At 62.2% G+C, this 16,046-nt stretch carries 16 protein-coding genes and 1 riboswitch; of the genes, 6 read left to right on the forward strand and 10 right to left on the reverse strand.

Features of this window, described 5'->3' with window-relative positions; translation table 11 throughout:
* Positions 1-117: 117 nt before the first annotated feature.
* The 7 genes from VKR55_RS10515 to VKR55_RS10545 all read right to left on the reverse strand — a co-directional run bounded on the left by VKR55_RS10515 (position 118) and on the right by VKR55_RS10545 (position 6,661).
* Positions 118-1,269 carry a nuclease-related domain-containing protein gene (locus VKR55_RS10515; protein WP_324402581.1) on the reverse strand — a complete coding sequence of 384 codons (1,152 nt, stop codon included), beginning with the start codon at positions 1,267-1,269 and terminating at the stop codon, positions 118-120.
* 175 nt (positions 1,270-1,444) lie between these two features.
* Positions 1,445-3,310 (reverse strand): phosphomethylpyrimidine synthase ThiC, encoded by a 1,866-nt coding sequence (thiC, locus tag VKR55_RS10520; RefSeq protein WP_324402583.1) that lies wholly within the window; start codon positions 3,308-3,310, stop codon positions 1,445-1,447.
* A gap of 23 nt (positions 3,311-3,333) precedes the next feature.
* On the reverse strand, positions 3,334-3,960 hold the full coding sequence (locus tag VKR55_RS10525; protein WP_324402585.1) for a thiamine phosphate synthase: 627 nt from the start codon (positions 3,958-3,960) through the stop codon (positions 3,334-3,336).
* A complete protein-coding gene (locus VKR55_RS10530) occupies positions 3,947-4,729 on the reverse strand; it encodes a thiazole synthase (RefSeq protein WP_324402587.1) in 783 nt (260 codons plus the stop codon). The genes VKR55_RS10525 and VKR55_RS10530 overlap by 14 nt, the downstream gene beginning before the upstream one ends.
* 51 nt (positions 4,730-4,780) lie before the next feature.
* Positions 4,781-4,978, reverse strand: a complete 198-nt coding sequence (gene thiS, locus VKR55_RS10535) for a sulfur carrier protein ThiS (RefSeq protein WP_324402589.1) — start codon at positions 4,976-4,978, stop codon at positions 4,781-4,783.
* Positions 4,969-5,982, reverse strand: a complete 1,014-nt coding sequence (locus VKR55_RS10540; protein WP_324402591.1) for an FAD-dependent oxidoreductase — start codon at positions 5,980-5,982, stop codon at positions 4,969-4,971. Before VKR55_RS10540 ends, thiS begins: the two co-directional genes overlap by 10 nt.
* Positions 5,970-6,097: riboswitch (TPP riboswitch) on the reverse strand. It overlaps the preceding gene by 13 nt.
* 27 nt (positions 6,098-6,124) lie before the next feature.
* Positions 6,125-6,661: a transglycosylase SLT domain-containing protein gene (locus tag VKR55_RS10545; protein ID WP_324402593.1), complete on the reverse strand. Its 537-nt coding sequence runs from the start codon at positions 6,659-6,661 to the stop codon at positions 6,125-6,127.
* Positions 6,662-7,104: 443 nt separating this feature from the next.
* Between VKR55_RS10545 and VKR55_RS10550 the strand changes: the two genes are divergently transcribed.
* The 3 genes from VKR55_RS10550 to VKR55_RS10565 all read left to right on the forward strand — a co-directional run bounded on the left by VKR55_RS10550 (position 7,105) and on the right by VKR55_RS10565 (position 8,705).
* Positions 7,105-7,302 carry a hypothetical protein gene (locus VKR55_RS10550; RefSeq protein WP_324402595.1) on the forward strand — a complete coding sequence of 66 codons (198 nt, stop codon included), beginning with the start codon at positions 7,105-7,107 and terminating at the stop codon, positions 7,300-7,302.
* 457 nt (positions 7,303-7,759) lie between these two features.
* Positions 7,760-8,302: a PRC-barrel domain-containing protein gene (locus VKR55_RS10560; RefSeq protein WP_324402597.1), complete on the forward strand. Its 543-nt coding sequence runs from the start codon at positions 7,760-7,762 to the stop codon at positions 8,300-8,302.
* 187 nt (positions 8,303-8,489) lie between these two features.
* Positions 8,490-8,705 (forward strand): dodecin family protein, encoded by a 216-nt coding sequence (locus VKR55_RS10565; RefSeq protein ID WP_324402599.1) that lies wholly within the window; start codon positions 8,490-8,492, stop codon positions 8,703-8,705.
* Between the two features lie 161 nt (positions 8,706-8,866).
* On the opposite strand, the gene VKR55_RS10570 is transcribed toward VKR55_RS10565, so the two are convergent.
* The 3 genes from VKR55_RS10570 to VKR55_RS10580 all read right to left on the reverse strand — a co-directional run bounded on the left by VKR55_RS10570 (position 8,867) and on the right by VKR55_RS10580 (position 12,842).
* A complete protein-coding gene (locus VKR55_RS10570; RefSeq protein WP_324402601.1) occupies positions 8,867-10,084 on the reverse strand; it encodes an ABC transporter substrate-binding protein in 1,218 nt (405 codons plus the stop codon).
* Positions 10,085-10,366: 282 nt separating this feature from the next.
* Positions 10,367-11,935, reverse strand: coding sequence for a DUF4403 family protein (locus VKR55_RS10575; protein WP_324402603.1), 1,569 nt, complete (start codon positions 11,933-11,935; stop codon positions 10,367-10,369).
* Between the two features lie 211 nt (positions 11,936-12,146).
* Complete coding sequence (locus VKR55_RS10580; RefSeq protein ID WP_324402605.1) at positions 12,147-12,842, reverse strand: L,D-transpeptidase; 696 nt, start codon at positions 12,840-12,842, stop codon at positions 12,147-12,149.
* 270 nt (positions 12,843-13,112) lie between these two features.
* Here VKR55_RS10580 and VKR55_RS10585 point away from each other — a divergent pair, with 270 nt between their 5' ends.
* From VKR55_RS10585 to VKR55_RS10595, 3 genes are all read left to right on the forward strand, one after another.
* Positions 13,113-14,168 carry a glycosyltransferase family 4 protein gene (locus VKR55_RS10585; RefSeq protein ID WP_324402607.1) on the forward strand — a complete coding sequence of 352 codons (1,056 nt, stop codon included), beginning with the start codon at positions 13,113-13,115 and terminating at the stop codon, positions 14,166-14,168.
* A 50-nt stretch (positions 14,169-14,218) separates the two neighbouring features.
* The gene (locus VKR55_RS10590; RefSeq protein WP_324402609.1) at positions 14,219-14,908 is read left to right on the forward strand and encodes a class I SAM-dependent methyltransferase; all 690 of its coding nucleotides are present in this window, start codon (positions 14,219-14,221) and stop codon (positions 14,906-14,908) included.
* 120 nt (positions 14,909-15,028) lie between these two features.
* Positions 15,029-15,664: a hypothetical protein gene (locus VKR55_RS10595; RefSeq protein ID WP_324402611.1), complete on the forward strand. Its 636-nt coding sequence runs from the start codon at positions 15,029-15,031 to the stop codon at positions 15,662-15,664.
* Positions 15,665-16,046 lie beyond the last annotated feature (382 nt).

The following is a 16,046-nucleotide window of genomic DNA, read 5'->3' on the forward strand; positions in this document are numbered from 1 at the left end:
CCGGTCGCCGGCAAACCAGCCGGGGTGATATCTCTCGTCATGGCGTTGCTCTCCTTTGTGGAATCAGCACCCCGAGCCTACCGGCTCAAGGTGGGCAACGCCGACCTCTTCAGAAATTCAACAGAACCCGGGACATCCCCACGAAATATTGTCATATGCTTTTGAAAGGAGAGCTGACTTAATTCCAGCGAGTTGTCGCTGCGCCTCTAAAATACCTGCTTGAATGTCATTGATAAGATCCTTGGTACTTCCACTTTTTGAGGCTTGTGTAAGCCTTTTTGTCTTTACCTCGAAGATGATAGCGGCAGCACCAAAAACCGCGACTAAGTCGATCTGGCCAATTTCGCTGCCGTGGTACTTTACTTTTACGTCCCGAATTAGCTCAAGATGCTCAATTGGTCGCAATATCTCGCCGAGCATCAGCTCAGATGCCAAGCCACGATTGTTCGCATTGCTCGCAAAATATGATTTGTCTTGGGCGATCGTATAGAAGGGAGACTCATACAATTGCTCACAGAGCATTGGAACAAGCGGAACAAATATTTGGGTGTCCGAAAGGCGTAGGGCTGGGCGCGCTTTGCATGGATGATAATCGAGCGGGTCCTTTACGATCGGACCTTTGCCAAACTCCACCGAAAATCTATCAATAAATTTTTTGTAGGTGTCTATCTGGGCCTGAGGGATGTCAGAAGGTGAGAAAACGAAACAGACGAATGGGCTGGCAACCAGTCCGATCTTTCTTATGTTTTTCCGCTGCTCGCGAATGAAATCTCTAAGGCGCGTCTTGAAGATTGCCTGCATTTCACGAAGCAGGGCTGAGAATTCTTCAATTTCGTAGCCTCTCTCGAAAAGAAATTGTTTGTCGAGTTCATAGAGGCGCGGGGCAAGGGACAGATAATCGAACCAAAATCCTGCTCCTGCAGCGTAGAATATTGGTTCGATGAAGTGTTGCCCCGCGGTAAAGAGGTCTTCTATTTTGTCGCCTCTTGAAAAAGAAGATATCTCATCGTGCAGGGCGTCTAAGGCTGCCTTGCACGCTTGATATTGTCGTGCGGCTTCATGTGAGTCCGGGAACGAAAGGTCGAGCGGAGCCTCAGACATCAAACTTAGTAGGAGGGCGACCTCATTAAACGAGATCAGATCGAAACGGTTGCGGGTCTTGATCTGGTGGGCTGAATAGAAAATCGACTCGTTCACAACAATGCTTGAAAGCGTGTGAATGAAGCCAGTAGCTCGCGTGATCTTGCGGAGATCGTCCAGATGAAACATGAAGAGAAAATTCGTGAATGGTATGCCGCGTGGTCTCAAAAGTAGAGAATGATAGTTTAGCAACCAAAGGAAAAATAGGAAAGGCCGGGCTTTCGCCCGACCCTTCGTTGTCCTATGGGTGCCCGGGTCGAGCCCCGGGGCATGATGATGTGAGCAGTGGTGGCCGGTGTCGCCCTCACAACACCCGATTGCTCTCCCTCACCTTCTCCGCATCCAGATACACCTGCTCCCCCATCTCCTTAAACTTGGCACTCATTTGCGCCATGCCCTGCTCCTTGTCGTTCAGGCTCGCCGCGTAGTCGCGGACGTCCTGGGTGATCTTCATCGAGCAGAATTTCGGGCCGCACATCGAGCAGAAATGCGCGACCTTGTGCGCTTCCTTCGGCAAGGTCTCGTCGTGGAAGCTGCGCGCGGTCTCGGGGTCGAGACCGAGGTTGAACTGGTCTTCCCAGCGGAAGTCGAAACGCGCGCGGGAGAGCGCGTCGTCGCGAAGCTGCGCCGCGGGGTGGCCCTTGGCGAGATCGGCGGCGTGAGCCGCGATCTTGTAGGTGATGACACCGCTCTTCACGTCATTGCGATCGGGCAGGCCCAGATGCTCCTTCGGCGTGACGTAGCAGAGCATGGCGCAGCCGAACCAGCCGATCATGGCGGCGCCGATCCCTGAGGTGATGTGGTCATAGCCCGGCGCGATGTCGGTCGTCAGCGGCCCCAGCGTATAGAACGGAGCCTCGCCGCACTCCTGGAGCTGCTTGTCCATGTTGATCTTGATCTTGTGCATCGGAATATGGCCCGGGCCCTCGATCATGACCTGGCAGCCCTTGTCCCAGGCGATCTTGGTCAGTTCGCCGAGCGTCTCGAGCTCCGCAAATTGCGCGCGGTCGTTGGCGTCCGCAATCGAGCCGGGACGCAGGCCGTCGCCGAGCGAGAACGAGACGTCGTACTTGCGCATGAGGTCGCAGATCTCGTCGAAGTGCGTGTAGAGGAAGCTTTCCTTGTGATGCGCCAGGCACCACTTCGCCATGATCGAGCCGCCGCGCGAGACGATGCCGGTGACGCGATTGGCGGTGAGGTGGATATAGGGCAGCCGGACGCCGGCATGGATGGTGAAATAATCCACGCCCTGCTCGCACTGCTCGATCAGCGTGTCCTTGTAGAGCTCCCAGGTGAGTTGCACCGGATCGCCGTTGCACTTCTCCAGCGCCTGATAGATCGGCACGGTGCCGATCGGCACCGGCGAGTTGCGCAGGATCCATTCGCGCGTGGTGTGGATGTTGCGGCCCGTGGAGAGGTCCATCACGGTGTCGGCGCCCCAGCGGATCGCCCACACCATCTTGTCGACCTCTTCCTCGACTGACGACGTCACCGCCGAGTTGCCGATATTGGCGTTGATCTTGGTCAGGAAGTTCCGGCCGATGATCATCGGCTCGAGCTCGGCGTGGTTGATGTTGGAAGGAATGATCGCCCGCCCGCGCGCGATCTCGCTGCGCACGAACTCCGGCGTGATGAACGCCGGCACCGCGGCGCCAAAGCTCTCGCCGTCGGCGAGTGCGGCCTCTGCGCGCTCGAGCTGTTGCTTGCGGCCGAGATTTTCGCGCTCGGCGACATAGATCATCTCCTTGGTGATGATGCCGGCGCGGGCGAATTCGAGCTGCGTGATCTTGTGGCCGTCGAGCCCGCGCAGCGGCTTGTGATGCGCGGTGAACGCCTTCGCTGCGTGCGCCGCGCCGACGTTGCCGTTGTCTTCCGCCTTGATGGTGCGGCCCTCATACTCCTCGACACCGCCGCGCTCCTTCACCCAGGCGATGCGGTTGCGCGGCAGGCCGGCATTGACGTCGATGGTGACGGAGGGGTCCGTGTAGGGACCGGAGGTGTCGTAGACCGGCAGGTTCGGCTCGCCCGCGCCTTCCGAGAGGATGATCTCGCGGAGCGGCACCTTGAGATCAGGCGCGGCGTCGGGGCTGGCAAAAATCTTGCGCGACGCGGGCAGCGGTCCCGTGGTGACGGCGGGCCTGGTCGTGTCGGGATTGGAGCGAATGTTCATGATGTTCCTCCTTGAAATCTCGTTCATGCGGCTTTGGCTGAAGCGCCAAGCCATTGTCTGACCCGTGCATCGGGGTCGGCGTTCTGGGTGACGTCGGACACGACGGCGATCGAATCGGCGCCGGCGGCAAAGATGTCGGCGGCGTGCTCGAACTTGATGCCGCCGATCGCAACAAGGGGGATGGAGCCGACCCGCTTCTTCCATTCGGTGATCTTCGGAACGCCCTGCGGCGCAAAGCGCATCGACTTCAGCGTGGTGAAGAAGATCGGGCCGAGCGCGACATAGTCGGGCTTGGCGGCGAGCGCGGTCGCGAGTTCCTCATCGTCGTGCGTCGAGATGCCGAGTGAGAGGCCAGCCGCGCGGATCGCTTTCAGGTCGGCGTCAGCAAGATCCTCCTGGCCGAGATGCAGATGCTGCGCCTTCGCTTCGATCGCCGCGCGCCAGTAATCGTTCACGACAAGCCTGGTGCCGGTACCCTTGGTCACCGCCAGCGCCTCGCGCACGATCGCGAGCGCGTCCGCGTGGTTGAGGTTCTTCGCGCGCAACTGAATGGTGCCGACGCCAAGTCTTGCAAGGCGCGCGACCCAGGCGACGCTGTCGACGACGGGATAAAAGCGGTCAGGATACGCGTGGCGATCAGGATACGGCATGCCAGAACGGGGTCCCTATAACAGGCGTGGACGGAGAGGCGAAATCGCGGGCTTCCATCAGCCCGGCTTCATACGCAGCGCGGCCGGCCTCGACGCCGAGGCGGAAGGCGTTCGCCATGCCGACTGGGTCGGCGGCTTTCGCGATCGCGGTGTTGAGCAGCACGGCGTCATAGCCGAGCTCGAGCGCTTCGGCCGCATGCGAGGGCGCGCCGATGCCGGCATCGACCACCAGCGTGATATCGCTCAGGCGATCGCGCAGCAGTCTCAAGGCGTCGCGGTTGATGATACCCTTCGCGCTGCCGATCGGCGCAGCCCACGGCATCACCACCTTGCACCCGGCGTCGACCAGCCGTGTCGCGACGGACAAGTCTTCGGTGCAATAGGGAAACACCTCGAAGCCGTCCTTGATCAGGATGGTCGCGGCTTCGACGAGCCCAACGACATCCGGCTGCAGCGTGTCGTTGTCGGCGATCACCTCGAGCTTGATCCAGCTCGTCGCGAACAATTCCCGCGCGAGCTTCGCCGTGGTCACGGCCTCGCGCACGCTGCGGCAGCCGGCCGTGTTCGGCAGCACGGTCACGTCGAGCTCGCGGATCAGCTTCCAGAACGCATCGCCGGTCTTGCCGCCGGCAGCCTCGCGCCTGAGCGATACCGTGACAATGTTTGCGCCGGAGCTGCGGATCGCCGCCTGCATGATCGCAGGCGAGGGATAGAGCGCACTGCCGACCAGGAGGCGGGAGGGGAATTCTTTATCGTAGAACCGCACCATTTTCTTGCTCTGCTTCTGCTCTTCGTCATGGCCGGGCTTGTATGACGAAACCTAGCCTCCCTGTCGCGGCGTGATGATCTCGATCTCGTCGCCGGCCTTCAATTCGGTCTCCGCCCAGCGGCCCTTCGGCACCACGTCGTAATTCAGCGCGATCGCGAAATGCGTACCCTCGTATTCGAGCTCGCCGAGCAGCGCATCCACGCTGGCCGAGGAAATCTCGCGGCTCTCGCCGTTCACAGTCACGCGCATCGCATCACCTCATTGTCGATCACGCCACGCTCGACATAGCCGAGCGTCAGCTCCGCGAGCGCCGGCGCCAGCAGAAAGCCGTGACGATAAAGTCCGTTCACCGCGATCCTGTCCTGATCGATCGAGATTCGCGGCAGATTGTCGGGAAACGCGGGACGCAGTCCTGAGCCGAATTCGACAATGCGCGCCTCGCCAAAGGCCGGATGCACCGCGTAGGCCGTCCCCAACAGCTCGAGCGCCGAGCGGACGCTGACGCCGGTGTCCTCGCTCTCGATCGAGGTCGCGCCCAGCATGAAGCGGCCGTCGCCGCGCGGGATCACGTAGAGGGGAAATCGCGGATGGATCAGCCGCACCGGGCGAGCGAGATCAAGTTCGCTCGTCTCGATCACGATCATCTCGCCCTTGACGCCGCGGATGTCGCTTTGCTTGTCACGCGCGGCGACGCCGCGGCAATCGATCACGATGCCGTCGAGATCGTCAGCCTCGACCTTGCTGTTGAACGCGATGGTGCCGCCGGCTTTCGCGATGGCTGCATGCAGCGCGGGAAGCATGCGGCGCGGCTCGACATGGCCTTCGTCGGGATAGAACAGGCCTTCGCGGAAGCGGCCTTCCAGCGCCGGCTCGAGCTCGCTCAAGGCGCATGCATCGAGCCGCCGGTGATTGGTCGTGAGCTTCGCAAAGCGCTCGAAATCGGTGCGGTCGCGCGCATGCGCTACCACCAGCGAGCCGTTGAACGGCGTCTGCGGGAAGTGCGTCCGCCACAGATCGAGCGATCGGACGCCGAGCCTAGAGATCACCGGCTCGGAGGATTCCGCCTCGCACCAGGGCGCGAGCATACCGCCGGCCCAATGGCTCGTGGATTCCGTCATCGCGGCGTCACTGCGCTCATGCACTGTCACGGCGTAGCCGGCTTGCGCAAACAGCAACGCCTGCCAGGCGCCGCCGACGCCTGCCCCGATGATGGAAACGGGAGATTCCCCGCTAGCATTCTTGTTCTGGTACATCCCTGTCCCTTCGCCGGCATGACCCGGATCAGGTTCAAAGGGTCACCGCGGTCCCGGACGTCCATCCAGGTGTGCGGTATCTCAGCTCCTCCTCGGAGCTCCCCTCGGAACGAGGGCTAATGTAGGCTCTTGGATTTGGGTGTCAACGCGCCTGGGCCGCCTTTGCACCGGCGGGAACAATCGATAATGGCCGCGAAATCTGGGCGCGGGCGACCGTGGTGCCCTTCGCGGGCCGTTTTCGCGGTGCATCACCGGCAAGCGGCGGTTGTGGATTGCCGTTCGCCTCGAAACGCTTGCCTTCTGCCAATTCGAGCCGCAGCCGCTTCGCGGCTTCGTAATAGCCGGCTGCATAATAATGCATGGCGCGGGCGTGGTCGCCTTCGGCGGCGCGGTAGGCGCCGGCGAGATACTTCACGCCATAGGTGAGATTGGTGTCGGGATCGCGCAGGCCTTTGGCGTCGCCGGTGTAACCGAGGCCCCTTGCGGTCTCGACCTTGATCTGCATCAACCCGATCGTGCCGCCATGGCCGACCAGATCAGGGTGATATTTGCTCTCGCGCTGAATCACGCGATGCACCAGGGCTGCAGGCACATGATTGGCCAAGGCGTGCTTTGCGACCAGGGCATCATAGTCGCTGGCGCCGGCTTGGGCCGTGCGCACCAGCGGTAGCGCTACCAAGGTCAACACTGCCAGGGCAGCGACGCTCGCCGATCTCGGCCAATGCTTTGTCAAACGGAACCCCCGGCAGGTGCGCGGGCGTATGAACTCCTTGCGCCGCGCCTGCTGCGTTCAACGGCGCAGATGTGGCCAAAATCGGGCACGCGCGCAATCGACAATGTGAGATGAATCGTCTGTATCGATTCAACTTCGCGTTGGCCCCGCGCATCCAAACATTAAAGTTCGAAGCAACCGCTGCGCCTGCGACAACAGTTCGTCGTGCAAAAGTCTCAATGCGAGCTATAATATCCGGGCAGGTGGATGTTGCGACAACAGTCCTGACTCATTCATGCACTGTCGAAACGAACGTCTCGCTCGTCAACGTTTCGCTCGCAACCGCCAAGCACGCTCGAAAGAGCCAAGCAAAGCGCTCGAAAGAGCCAAGCAAAGAGGGAGTGTGCGTCATGCCGCGAACCGGTCTGTATGATTTGCCCCGGAAGAATCCCTGTGCGCAATGTGGCAAGCCGATCGCGATGCCGGAGTGGGTTGAAACGAGCGAAGGACGCGCCTGCTATCTCTGGCACTGCTGGTCCTGCGACTACCGCTTCGAGGCGATCGCGATCTTCGACGAGCACGAGGCGGAGCGGCCGATGGCTGCCTGATCACCTGCTCCAACAATTGCCCAGATCACGCCGCCGAGCGCTGGCTCGGCTGCATCAACGGTAGCAGAACTCGCACCCTGAGCCCGTGCGGCTGTCGATCGTGCAGCGAAAGCGCGCCGCCATGGGCCTGCACGATTGCGTTCGCGATCGAAAGGCATCGCTGTCGTCGTCGACGTTTGATGACGGCAGCCGTTCGTCGAGCATATGGAGCGGCAGTGCGTCGATCTCGGTGCTCCTGATCCACTACAACTCCTGATCGTTTCGAGGCGACGCCTCTTCCACGCAAACCGTCTTTTCGAAAAAAAGGAAGGGCGGCTGCTGTTTTCGTTCTGCGCCGCACGCGGTTTCGGGAACTCATCTTGCCGCTCTGCAGCTTCAAAATCAGGGCGGTTTCGCGGAACTGTGCGCGCGTGATCCGGGTTTTCTCCTCATCAGTTTCTGATCAAGGAGAATCCAGATGTTAGCAAAATATCTTGCGGCCGCTGTGGCTGGTTCCTTGCTGGTTGCGAGTGCCGCGTTCGCGGCGGAGACCTCGACGACGCCGGGCACAAGTACGACAGCCAACGCTTCCGACAGTTCGTATAAAGGCGATTGGCGCGCCTCGAAGATGGTCGGTCTCAACGTCTACAACGACAAGAACGAGAATATCGGATCGATCAACGAGCTCTTGATGGACAAGAGCGGGAGCATCAAGGCGGCCGTGATCAGCGTCGGCGGCTTCCTTGGCATGGGCGCGCGGCTGGTCGCCGTACCCTACGACAAGGTCAAGTTCACCAGCGAGCCGGTGGCCCCCCCTACCACCGCCTCCAACACGGGCGGCGGCGCAACCAGCCCGGGAGGCATGGCGAAGCCGCCATCAACCACGACCACGGGCTCAACCAGCAATGCGCCGGCGGCAGCTCCGCCGAAGCCCAATCCCTGGTATCCGGATCACGCCGTCTTCAACGCCGCGAAGGATGAGCTGAAAAACATGCCGGAGTTCAAATACTCGACCGAGTAAGTGTGGCGAATTGACCGGCTGAAACAAGACGCGCCCAAAAAAGTGGGCGCGTTTTTTTTGCGCCTCGCCGCATCCCGTGGTTGCAAGGCTGCGCCGCATCCTTTCGGCGCCGATGTAGCGATGTTAGGCTCGATGCCGGCAGGAGCTTCCTGCTGCCTGCCGGCTTCATACCGAACGGGAGGACGTAATGACTGACAGCGTCTACAAGGTGATCGAGCTGATCGGTACCAGCAAGGAATCCTGGGAGAAGGCCGCCGCGGGCGCGGTCGAGCAAGCCGCAAAAACGCTCCGCGACCTTCGGGTCGCCGAGGTTGTCGAACTCGACATGCAGCTCGACAACAAGGGCAAGGTGGAAGCCTATCGCGCCAAGCTCAACATCTCATTCAAGTTCGAAGGGACTTGAGCCTGGGTTTGAAACAAAACGCGCCCGGAAAGCCGGGCGCGTTTTTGTTTTCCGTCGTTCCGGGGCATCGCGCAGCGATGAACCCGGAATCTCGAGGTTCTCAGGTGCGCAATTGCGCACCATAGTTCGATGCTTCGCATCGCCCCGGAACGACAGGCAAATCAATTCGTCTTCACCAGCGGGCAGCCGCCCTTGTCGAGCGGGCGGAACGCCTGGTCGCCAGGCACGGTAGCGATCAGCTTGTAGAGGTCCCACTCGCCCTTCGATTCCTCGGGCTTCTTGACCTGGAACAGGTACATGTCGTGCACCATGCGGCCGTCGATGCGGATCTTGCCGTTCTTGGCGAAGAAGTCGTTGATCGGCATTTTGCGCATCTGCTCCATCACCTTCGGCGCATCGTCGGTGCCGATGGCCTCGATCGCCTTCAGATAATGCATGGTCGCCGAATAGAGGCCGGCCTGGATCATGGTCGGCATATGGCCGACCTTCGCCATGAATCTCTTCGAGAAGGCGCGGGTCTCGTCGTTCATGTCCCAGTAGAAGGCGTCGGTGACGATCAGGCCCTGGGTCGCCTTGAGGCCGAGGGAGTGCGTGTCGGTGATCTGCATCAGAAGCGCGATCATCTTCTGGCCGCCTTGGGTGATGCCGAATTCGGCGGCCTGCTTCAGCGCGTTGGTGGTGTCGCCGCCGGCGTTGGCGAGCGCGATGACCTTGGCCTTGGAGGCCTGGGCCTGAAGCAGGAAGGACGAGAAATCCGAGGTGTTCAGGGGATGGCGCACGTCGCCGAGCACCTTGCCACCACTCTCTTTCACGACATCGGCGGCGTCGCGCTCCAGCGCCATGCCGAACGCGTAGTCGGCGGTGACGAAGAACCAGGTGTCCTCGCCACGCTGGACCATCGCCTTGCCGGCGACATGGGAGAGCGCGTAGGTGTCGTAGGTATAGTGCACGGTGTTCGGCGAGCAGGCGACGCCGGTGATGTCGGACGAGCCGCCGCCGGAGTTGATGTTGATCTTGTTCTTCTCGCGCGTCAGCGCCGAGATCGGCAGCGCGACCGAGGAGGTGGGCACATCGACGATCGCGTCGACCTTCTCGTTGTCGTACCAGTTGCGGGCGATGGAGACGCCGACGTCGGGCTTGTTCTGGTGGTCGGCGGAGATGACCTCGATCGGTTTGCCCTTCACCTTGCCGCCATAGTCGGCGACCGCCATCTCGACCGCGGCGACCGAGCCCTTGCCGGTGGCGTCGGCATAGAGGCTCGACATGTCGGTGAGCACGCCGATCCTCACGACATCGTCGGAGATACCCTGGGCGTGAGCAGGGCCGCCCAGGGCGGCGAGCGCCAGTCCCGTGGCGAGCGCGGTTGCGAGTGATCTCATGGTTTCTTCTTCTCCCTGGCTTCTTGTTGAGGGCTTGCGTTTGCGATTGCCGTTCTAGCCGCATTCGGCAAACCCGGCAAAGCTCACAGGTTATGGAAGGCGGCCGAGCCATGCGCAAAATAGCTGGTGGTATTGCCTCACCTCGCCCCGCTTGCAGGGAGAGGCATAAAGAGATCGTAGGGTGGGCTAAGCGAAGCGAGCCCACCGATTTTCTCTCGGCAGTACACCGTGGACGGTGGGCACGGCGCGTTCGCCTTTGCCCACCCTACGCTTCGGTGGACGTCACAGCCCCGGCAGCTTGCTGATCTGCGCGCTGATCGAGCCCTCGGCGGCGGCGATGACGCGCAGCGTCTTGGCGTCGAAGGCGATGTTGGTCAGTCTTAGCGCGTTGATGTCGGCCTGCACCTTGATGCCGTCCTCGTTCTTCTGCAGGTCAGCTATTGCCGCGGCGATCTTGGTTTTTGCGTTGCTCGCAAATGGCTTCAGGTCGACGCTCGCCTTGTGCAACAGCGCTTCCTGCAGGCTCGGCACCGCCGCGCGCGCGGCAGCGCCCAACAGGCCGAACGCGGCTTCGGATTCGACCGCAAGCTCGATGTCGGTCAAGCGCAAGGTCTGCTGCACCTCATCGAGCACAGGCCTTCCCCAGATCTGCAACGTGGCGTCGGCGCCGAAGCCGAAGAAGCTCTTCTTCTCCTTCGCATGCACCAGGAGCGAGATCAAAAGCCGATCGCCGGCCGGGGCAATGCTGGCCTGCTTCACGGTGACGTCGACCGGCCCTGATCCGTCCTCCGGATAGGTCTTTCCTGCAATCTGCGCGTCGAGGATCTTGTTGAGCTCGGTGAAGGGCAGGTCGATCGGCACGGCGATGCTGACGCCGCCCGGCGTCGGCGGCACGATCGTGATCTTGTCGGGGAACGGGCAGTCGGGCCGCGTCTCGGTCGGCGTGATGCGCGTCTGCGCTTCCATGCCGATGGTCACGGTGACGTTGGCGGCATCGACGGTCGGCTGCACCGCGAGCGCCTTCGTCGGCTTCACTTCCAGCCACAGCGCGGGCATCGAAGCCGTGGTGCCGCTGCCCTGCAGCGGCACCGAGCGGCAGGCCTTGGCCCACTCTGCGCGGGCAACGCGCTCCAGCGTCGAATCGGTGCGCACGCGTTGGCCGACGGCATTAAGCTGCTCGCCCACGGTCTTGTCGATGATGGGCTTGATCTCGGTCGGCACGTTGACCTTGGCGCCGGCGACGTTGAGGCTGGTGTCGCCGAGAGAAACCTGCGCCGACAGGTTCGGCTCGACGCGCCAGGTGGCCGCGAGCTTCGGCCGCGCGGTGATGGTGACGAGGCCCTTGATCTCGGCGTTGGCGTTGAGCGACTTGATGTTGATGCTGCTGATGCGCTTGGCGGCATTGGCGCCGAGCAGCCCGCCGATGGCGTCGCCGACCGCGCCGGTCGCCTTCGACGACAGCGAGCCCGTGACATTGATCTTGCCGGTTAGTGGCGTCGACAGCGATAGCACGTCCTGGCTGCCGGTGGCCGCGATCGGTCCGCGCGAGGCGGTCCAGCCGATATCCGCGTTCTGCAAGACCTGCGCCGCAGGATTGTCGGCCTTGCCGTTGAAATCGTGCGGCGCGGCGTGTTCGGCGGCATCGCGCAGCGCCGACAGGGCAATCGAGACCGGCGCCATCACGAACGAGCTGCTCGTGGCAGGCGGCAGCGGCGGCAACTGGACCAGCGCCGCCTTCGGGATCGCCGTGCCCGGCGAGAGCCAGTCCATGATCTTCAGGCTTATGAAAAACGAGGCCACGACCACGCCGACCGCGATCAGGGCAAGTTTGAGCCGAAACGGCAGTTGCATCGTCCCCCCGGACTGATTTCCAAGCGCGACTCTACAGGGCGGGGCGAGGCCACGCCAGATGGCTGGGGGACTTATAGAAAAAGGCCCCGGCAATGCCGGGGCCTTTTTGCGGATTACGATAAGTTGATATCAGTGCATGATCCGGAAAAAGCCTGCCCCGCACTTGATGCGGGGTGTGCAGCGGTTGTCCGGCGCGATCATGCGCAAACGGTCAATGAATCGCGGCGGAGAGATCGGCGCGGCGCTCGTTCATCGGCAGCACGATCACCCTGGCTCCGACATTGACGCGGGAATAGAGGTCGGTGACGTCGTCATTGGTGAGGCGGATGCAGCCGGATGAGACGCGCGTTCCGATCGTCTCCGGCGCATTGGTGCCGTGGATGCGATACTCGGTGCCGCCGAGATACATCGCGCGCGCGCCGAGCGGGTTGCCGGGGCCGCCGGCCATGTGGCGCGGCAGATAGGGCTGGCGGGCGATCATCTCAGGCGGCGGCGTCCAATCCGGCCACTCGGCTTTCCTGGTGATCTGCTGCACGCCCGACCAGGTGAAGCCGTCGCGGCCGACGCCGATGCCGTAGCGAATCGCCTGGCCATGGCCGAGCACGTAGTAGAGATACGTGTTGGGAGTATCGATGATGATGGTGCCGGGCGCTTCGCGCGTCGGATAGCCCACGACCTGGCGGCGCAGGCGGGCGGGAAGCTGGAAGGTGGCGCTGTCGTCCTGCGGCTGGGGTTCTTCCACCGCCGGCGGGGCGACCTGCACGGGCGGCGGCAGCAGGAAGAACGGGAAGAGCGGGGCCTGCGGAGCGGCGGCGGCCGGGCATGAGAATGCGATCGCTCCGATCGTAAAGGCAGCAAGAGCGGCGGTGCGGTGGGAGTTGCGCACGAATGCGTTGAGATTGAGCATCTGTCGTCCCCTGTTTCGCCCTGACCGGCTTGTTGCCGGTTCAGCATGTCGTTGCCGAATCCCTACAGGCCAAAGGTTTCGGGAGGTTTGCGCATGTGCCGCAAAACGGTTTCGTCGCGTTAGGGAATTGTTTCGTGACGGTTTCGCGACCGAGGCTCGTAGTCGTGGCCGAAAAGAACTCTGCAACAGTTTGATGATGTCACACGCCTGATACATCCCTGACCGATTTTCAGGGTCCGTAAGAATCAATCCAGTTCTCAGGACCCTGTTATGCGGATCTTAATCGCAACCGATGCCTGGCGGCCGCAGGTTAACGGCGTGGTGCGCACGCTGACCTCGCTGGCGCGGGCGGCCGCCACGCTCGGCACCGAAATCGAATTCCTGACTCCCGACGGCTTCCCCTCGATGCAGGTGCCGACCTATCCGGGCCTGCGCATCGCGCTGCCGAATCGCGGCGAGATCGCGCGACGGATCGAGGCGGCGAGGCCCGAAGCGATCCACATCGCAACCGAAGGGCCGATCGGCTGGTGGACGCGCGCCTATTGCCTGCGTCACAGGCTTTCCTTCACCACGTCCTACACCACGCGCTTTCCCGAATACATTTCCGTGCGTACGGGCATTCCAGTGTCGTGGGGCTATGCGGTGGTGCGGCGCTTTCACAACGCCGGCGCGATCACCATGGTCGCGACCAACTCGCTGCGCGCCGAGCTTGCGGGCAGGGGATTCACCAAGCTCGGTCCCTGGACGCGCGGCGTCGACACAAAGCTTTTCAATCCCGATACGCCGGCCGAGCTCGATTTTCCGCGACCGATCTTCGCCGTCGTCGGCCGCGTCGCCGTCGAGAAGAATCTGGAAGCCTTGCTCTCGCTCGATCTGCCCGGCACCAAGGTCGTGATCGGCGACGGCCCGCAACGCGCCGAGCTGGAGCGCCGCTTTCCGTCCGCGAAGTTTCTGGGCGAGAAGACCGGCAAGGACCTGACCGATCATATCGCCGCCGCCGACGTGTTCGTGTTTCCGAGCCTGACTGACACCTTTGGCGTGGTGCAGCTCGAGGCGCTCGCCTGCGGCACGCCGGTTGCGGCCTTCCCGGTCACCGGTCCGCTCGATGTCATCGCCGATCATCCGATCGGGGCACTCGACCATGATCTGCGCGCCGCATGCCTGCGCGCGCTGACCATGTCGCGCGAAACCTGCCGTGCGTTTGCGCTGGAGCGCTCGTGGGAGCGCTGCGCCAAGCAGTTCCTCGGCAACCTTTCGGTCTTCAAGCCCGGCCTTTTGCCGCGGCCAACGCCGGTGCTTGCCGGCTCGAGCCCGGTGCGTGGCTGATCAGAACCTCAACGTTTGCAGAATGACTACAGAACAGGTGAGAGCTGGACATGGCGGAAACGATGAAGCTTGACGGTGCAAGGCAGTTGGATTTCGACCGCGAGTCGGTCGAGCAGGCCTATGACCGCTGGGCACCGATCTACGATCTCGTGTTCGGCGGCGTGTTTTCCAAGGGCCGCGATGCGGCGATCAAGGCCACCAACACAATCGGCGGACGCGTGCTCGAGGTCGGCGTCGGCACCGGCATCTCGCTGCCGCTCTATTCGCCGAAAGTCCGCATCTTCGGCACCGACATTTCGGAAGCGATGCTGAAGAAAGCAAAGCAGCGCGTCGCAGAAGCGCGGCTGAAGAACATCGAGGGGCTCGCGGTGATGGACGCCGAGAAGCTCGAATTCCCGGACAATTCCTTCGACGTGGTGATGGCGCAGTATGTGGTCACCGCGGTGCCGAACCCGGAAGCCGCTTTGGACGAATTCGCGCGCGTGGTGCGGCCGGGCGGTGAATTGATCATCCTGACCCGCGTCTCCGCCGATGCCGGCATGCGCCGCTTCATCGAGCGGCAGTTGCAGCCGGTCGTGACCCGGCTGGGCTTCCGCACCGCCGAGTTTTCCTGGTCGCGCTACACACGATGGCTCGTCGGCGCCAAGGGCATGGAGCTCGTCGAGCGCCGCCTGATCCCGCCGCTCGGCCACTTCTCCCTGGTCCGCTTCCGTAAAGTGGAAATCGCCGCCGCGGCCTGATGCGCCGCGCTGACGCTGCACCGCTGCCGATTGTGACAGTGGCATGACATTATGATGATGTCATACGCCGGTAATGTGACTCCTGTAAAAGACGCTACGACTCACCCATTGAGGATCGCAATGATCAAGAACTTCCTCGAGCAGCTCCGCATCCAGCGCTGGGATGACCATCGCTACTATCACCACAGCCGGATCAATCAGAGCCTGCACTTCGTCAGTGCCGTCAGCTTCATGGTCGGCTACGTGATGATGTTCTTCGATCCCTTGATGTCGGCCCTGATCGGCTGGCTGGTTTCCATGACGTCGCGCCAGGCCGGCCACTTCTTCTTCGAGCCGCGCGGCTATGATCACATCAACCAGACGACCCACGAGCACAAGGAAGAGATCAAGGTCGGCTACAATCTCCGCCGCAAGGTGGTGCTGATGACGATCTGGGCGGCCTCGCCGGTGGTGCTGTATGCTGATCCGACACTGTTCGGCCTTGTCTCCCCATGGGTCACGCCGGCCGACTTCGTCCGTGAGGTCGCCAAGATCTGGCTGGTCGTGGGCATCGGCGGCCTCCTGTTCCGCACCGTGCACCTCTTCTTCATCCGCGACGTCGAGACCGGTCTCGTCTGGATGACCAAGATCATCACGGACCCCTTCAACGATTTCATGCTCTATCGGAAAGCGCCTCTCGCGCTTCTGCGGGGCGAACTGATCGATCCGGGTCTCGACATCCTCGAGCACCAGGAATTGGAAGGCCTGCACGCCTGAAGCGTTCGTCGAGGTCTGTTACCTTCACGATGGCCGGGCTCGTCCCGGCCATTGTCATTCCGGGGCGACACGAGAAAAATTCAAAATGAGACTGCCGTCATTGCGAGCGAAGCGAAGCAATCCAGAATCTTTCCGCCGAGGCAGTCTGGATTGCTTCGTCGCTGACGCTCCTCGCAATGACGGGGAGGCCGTAGGGTGGGCAAAGCGACTTGTCCGCCGTAGCTCGAAGAGCGAAGGCGGAAGCGTGCCCACCGGGTATCGACGTGGCTTAGATGGTGGCACGGCGCTAACGCGCCTTTGCCCACCCTACGTTCTCCGCGGAAACGGTATGGATTGCTTCGTCGCCGACGCTCCTCGCAATGACGCGCAATTGGAAGCGTAG

Source organism: Bradyrhizobium sp. (assembly GCF_035309285.1).
GTDB lineage: Bacteria > Pseudomonadota > Alphaproteobacteria > Rhizobiales > Xanthobacteraceae > Bradyrhizobium.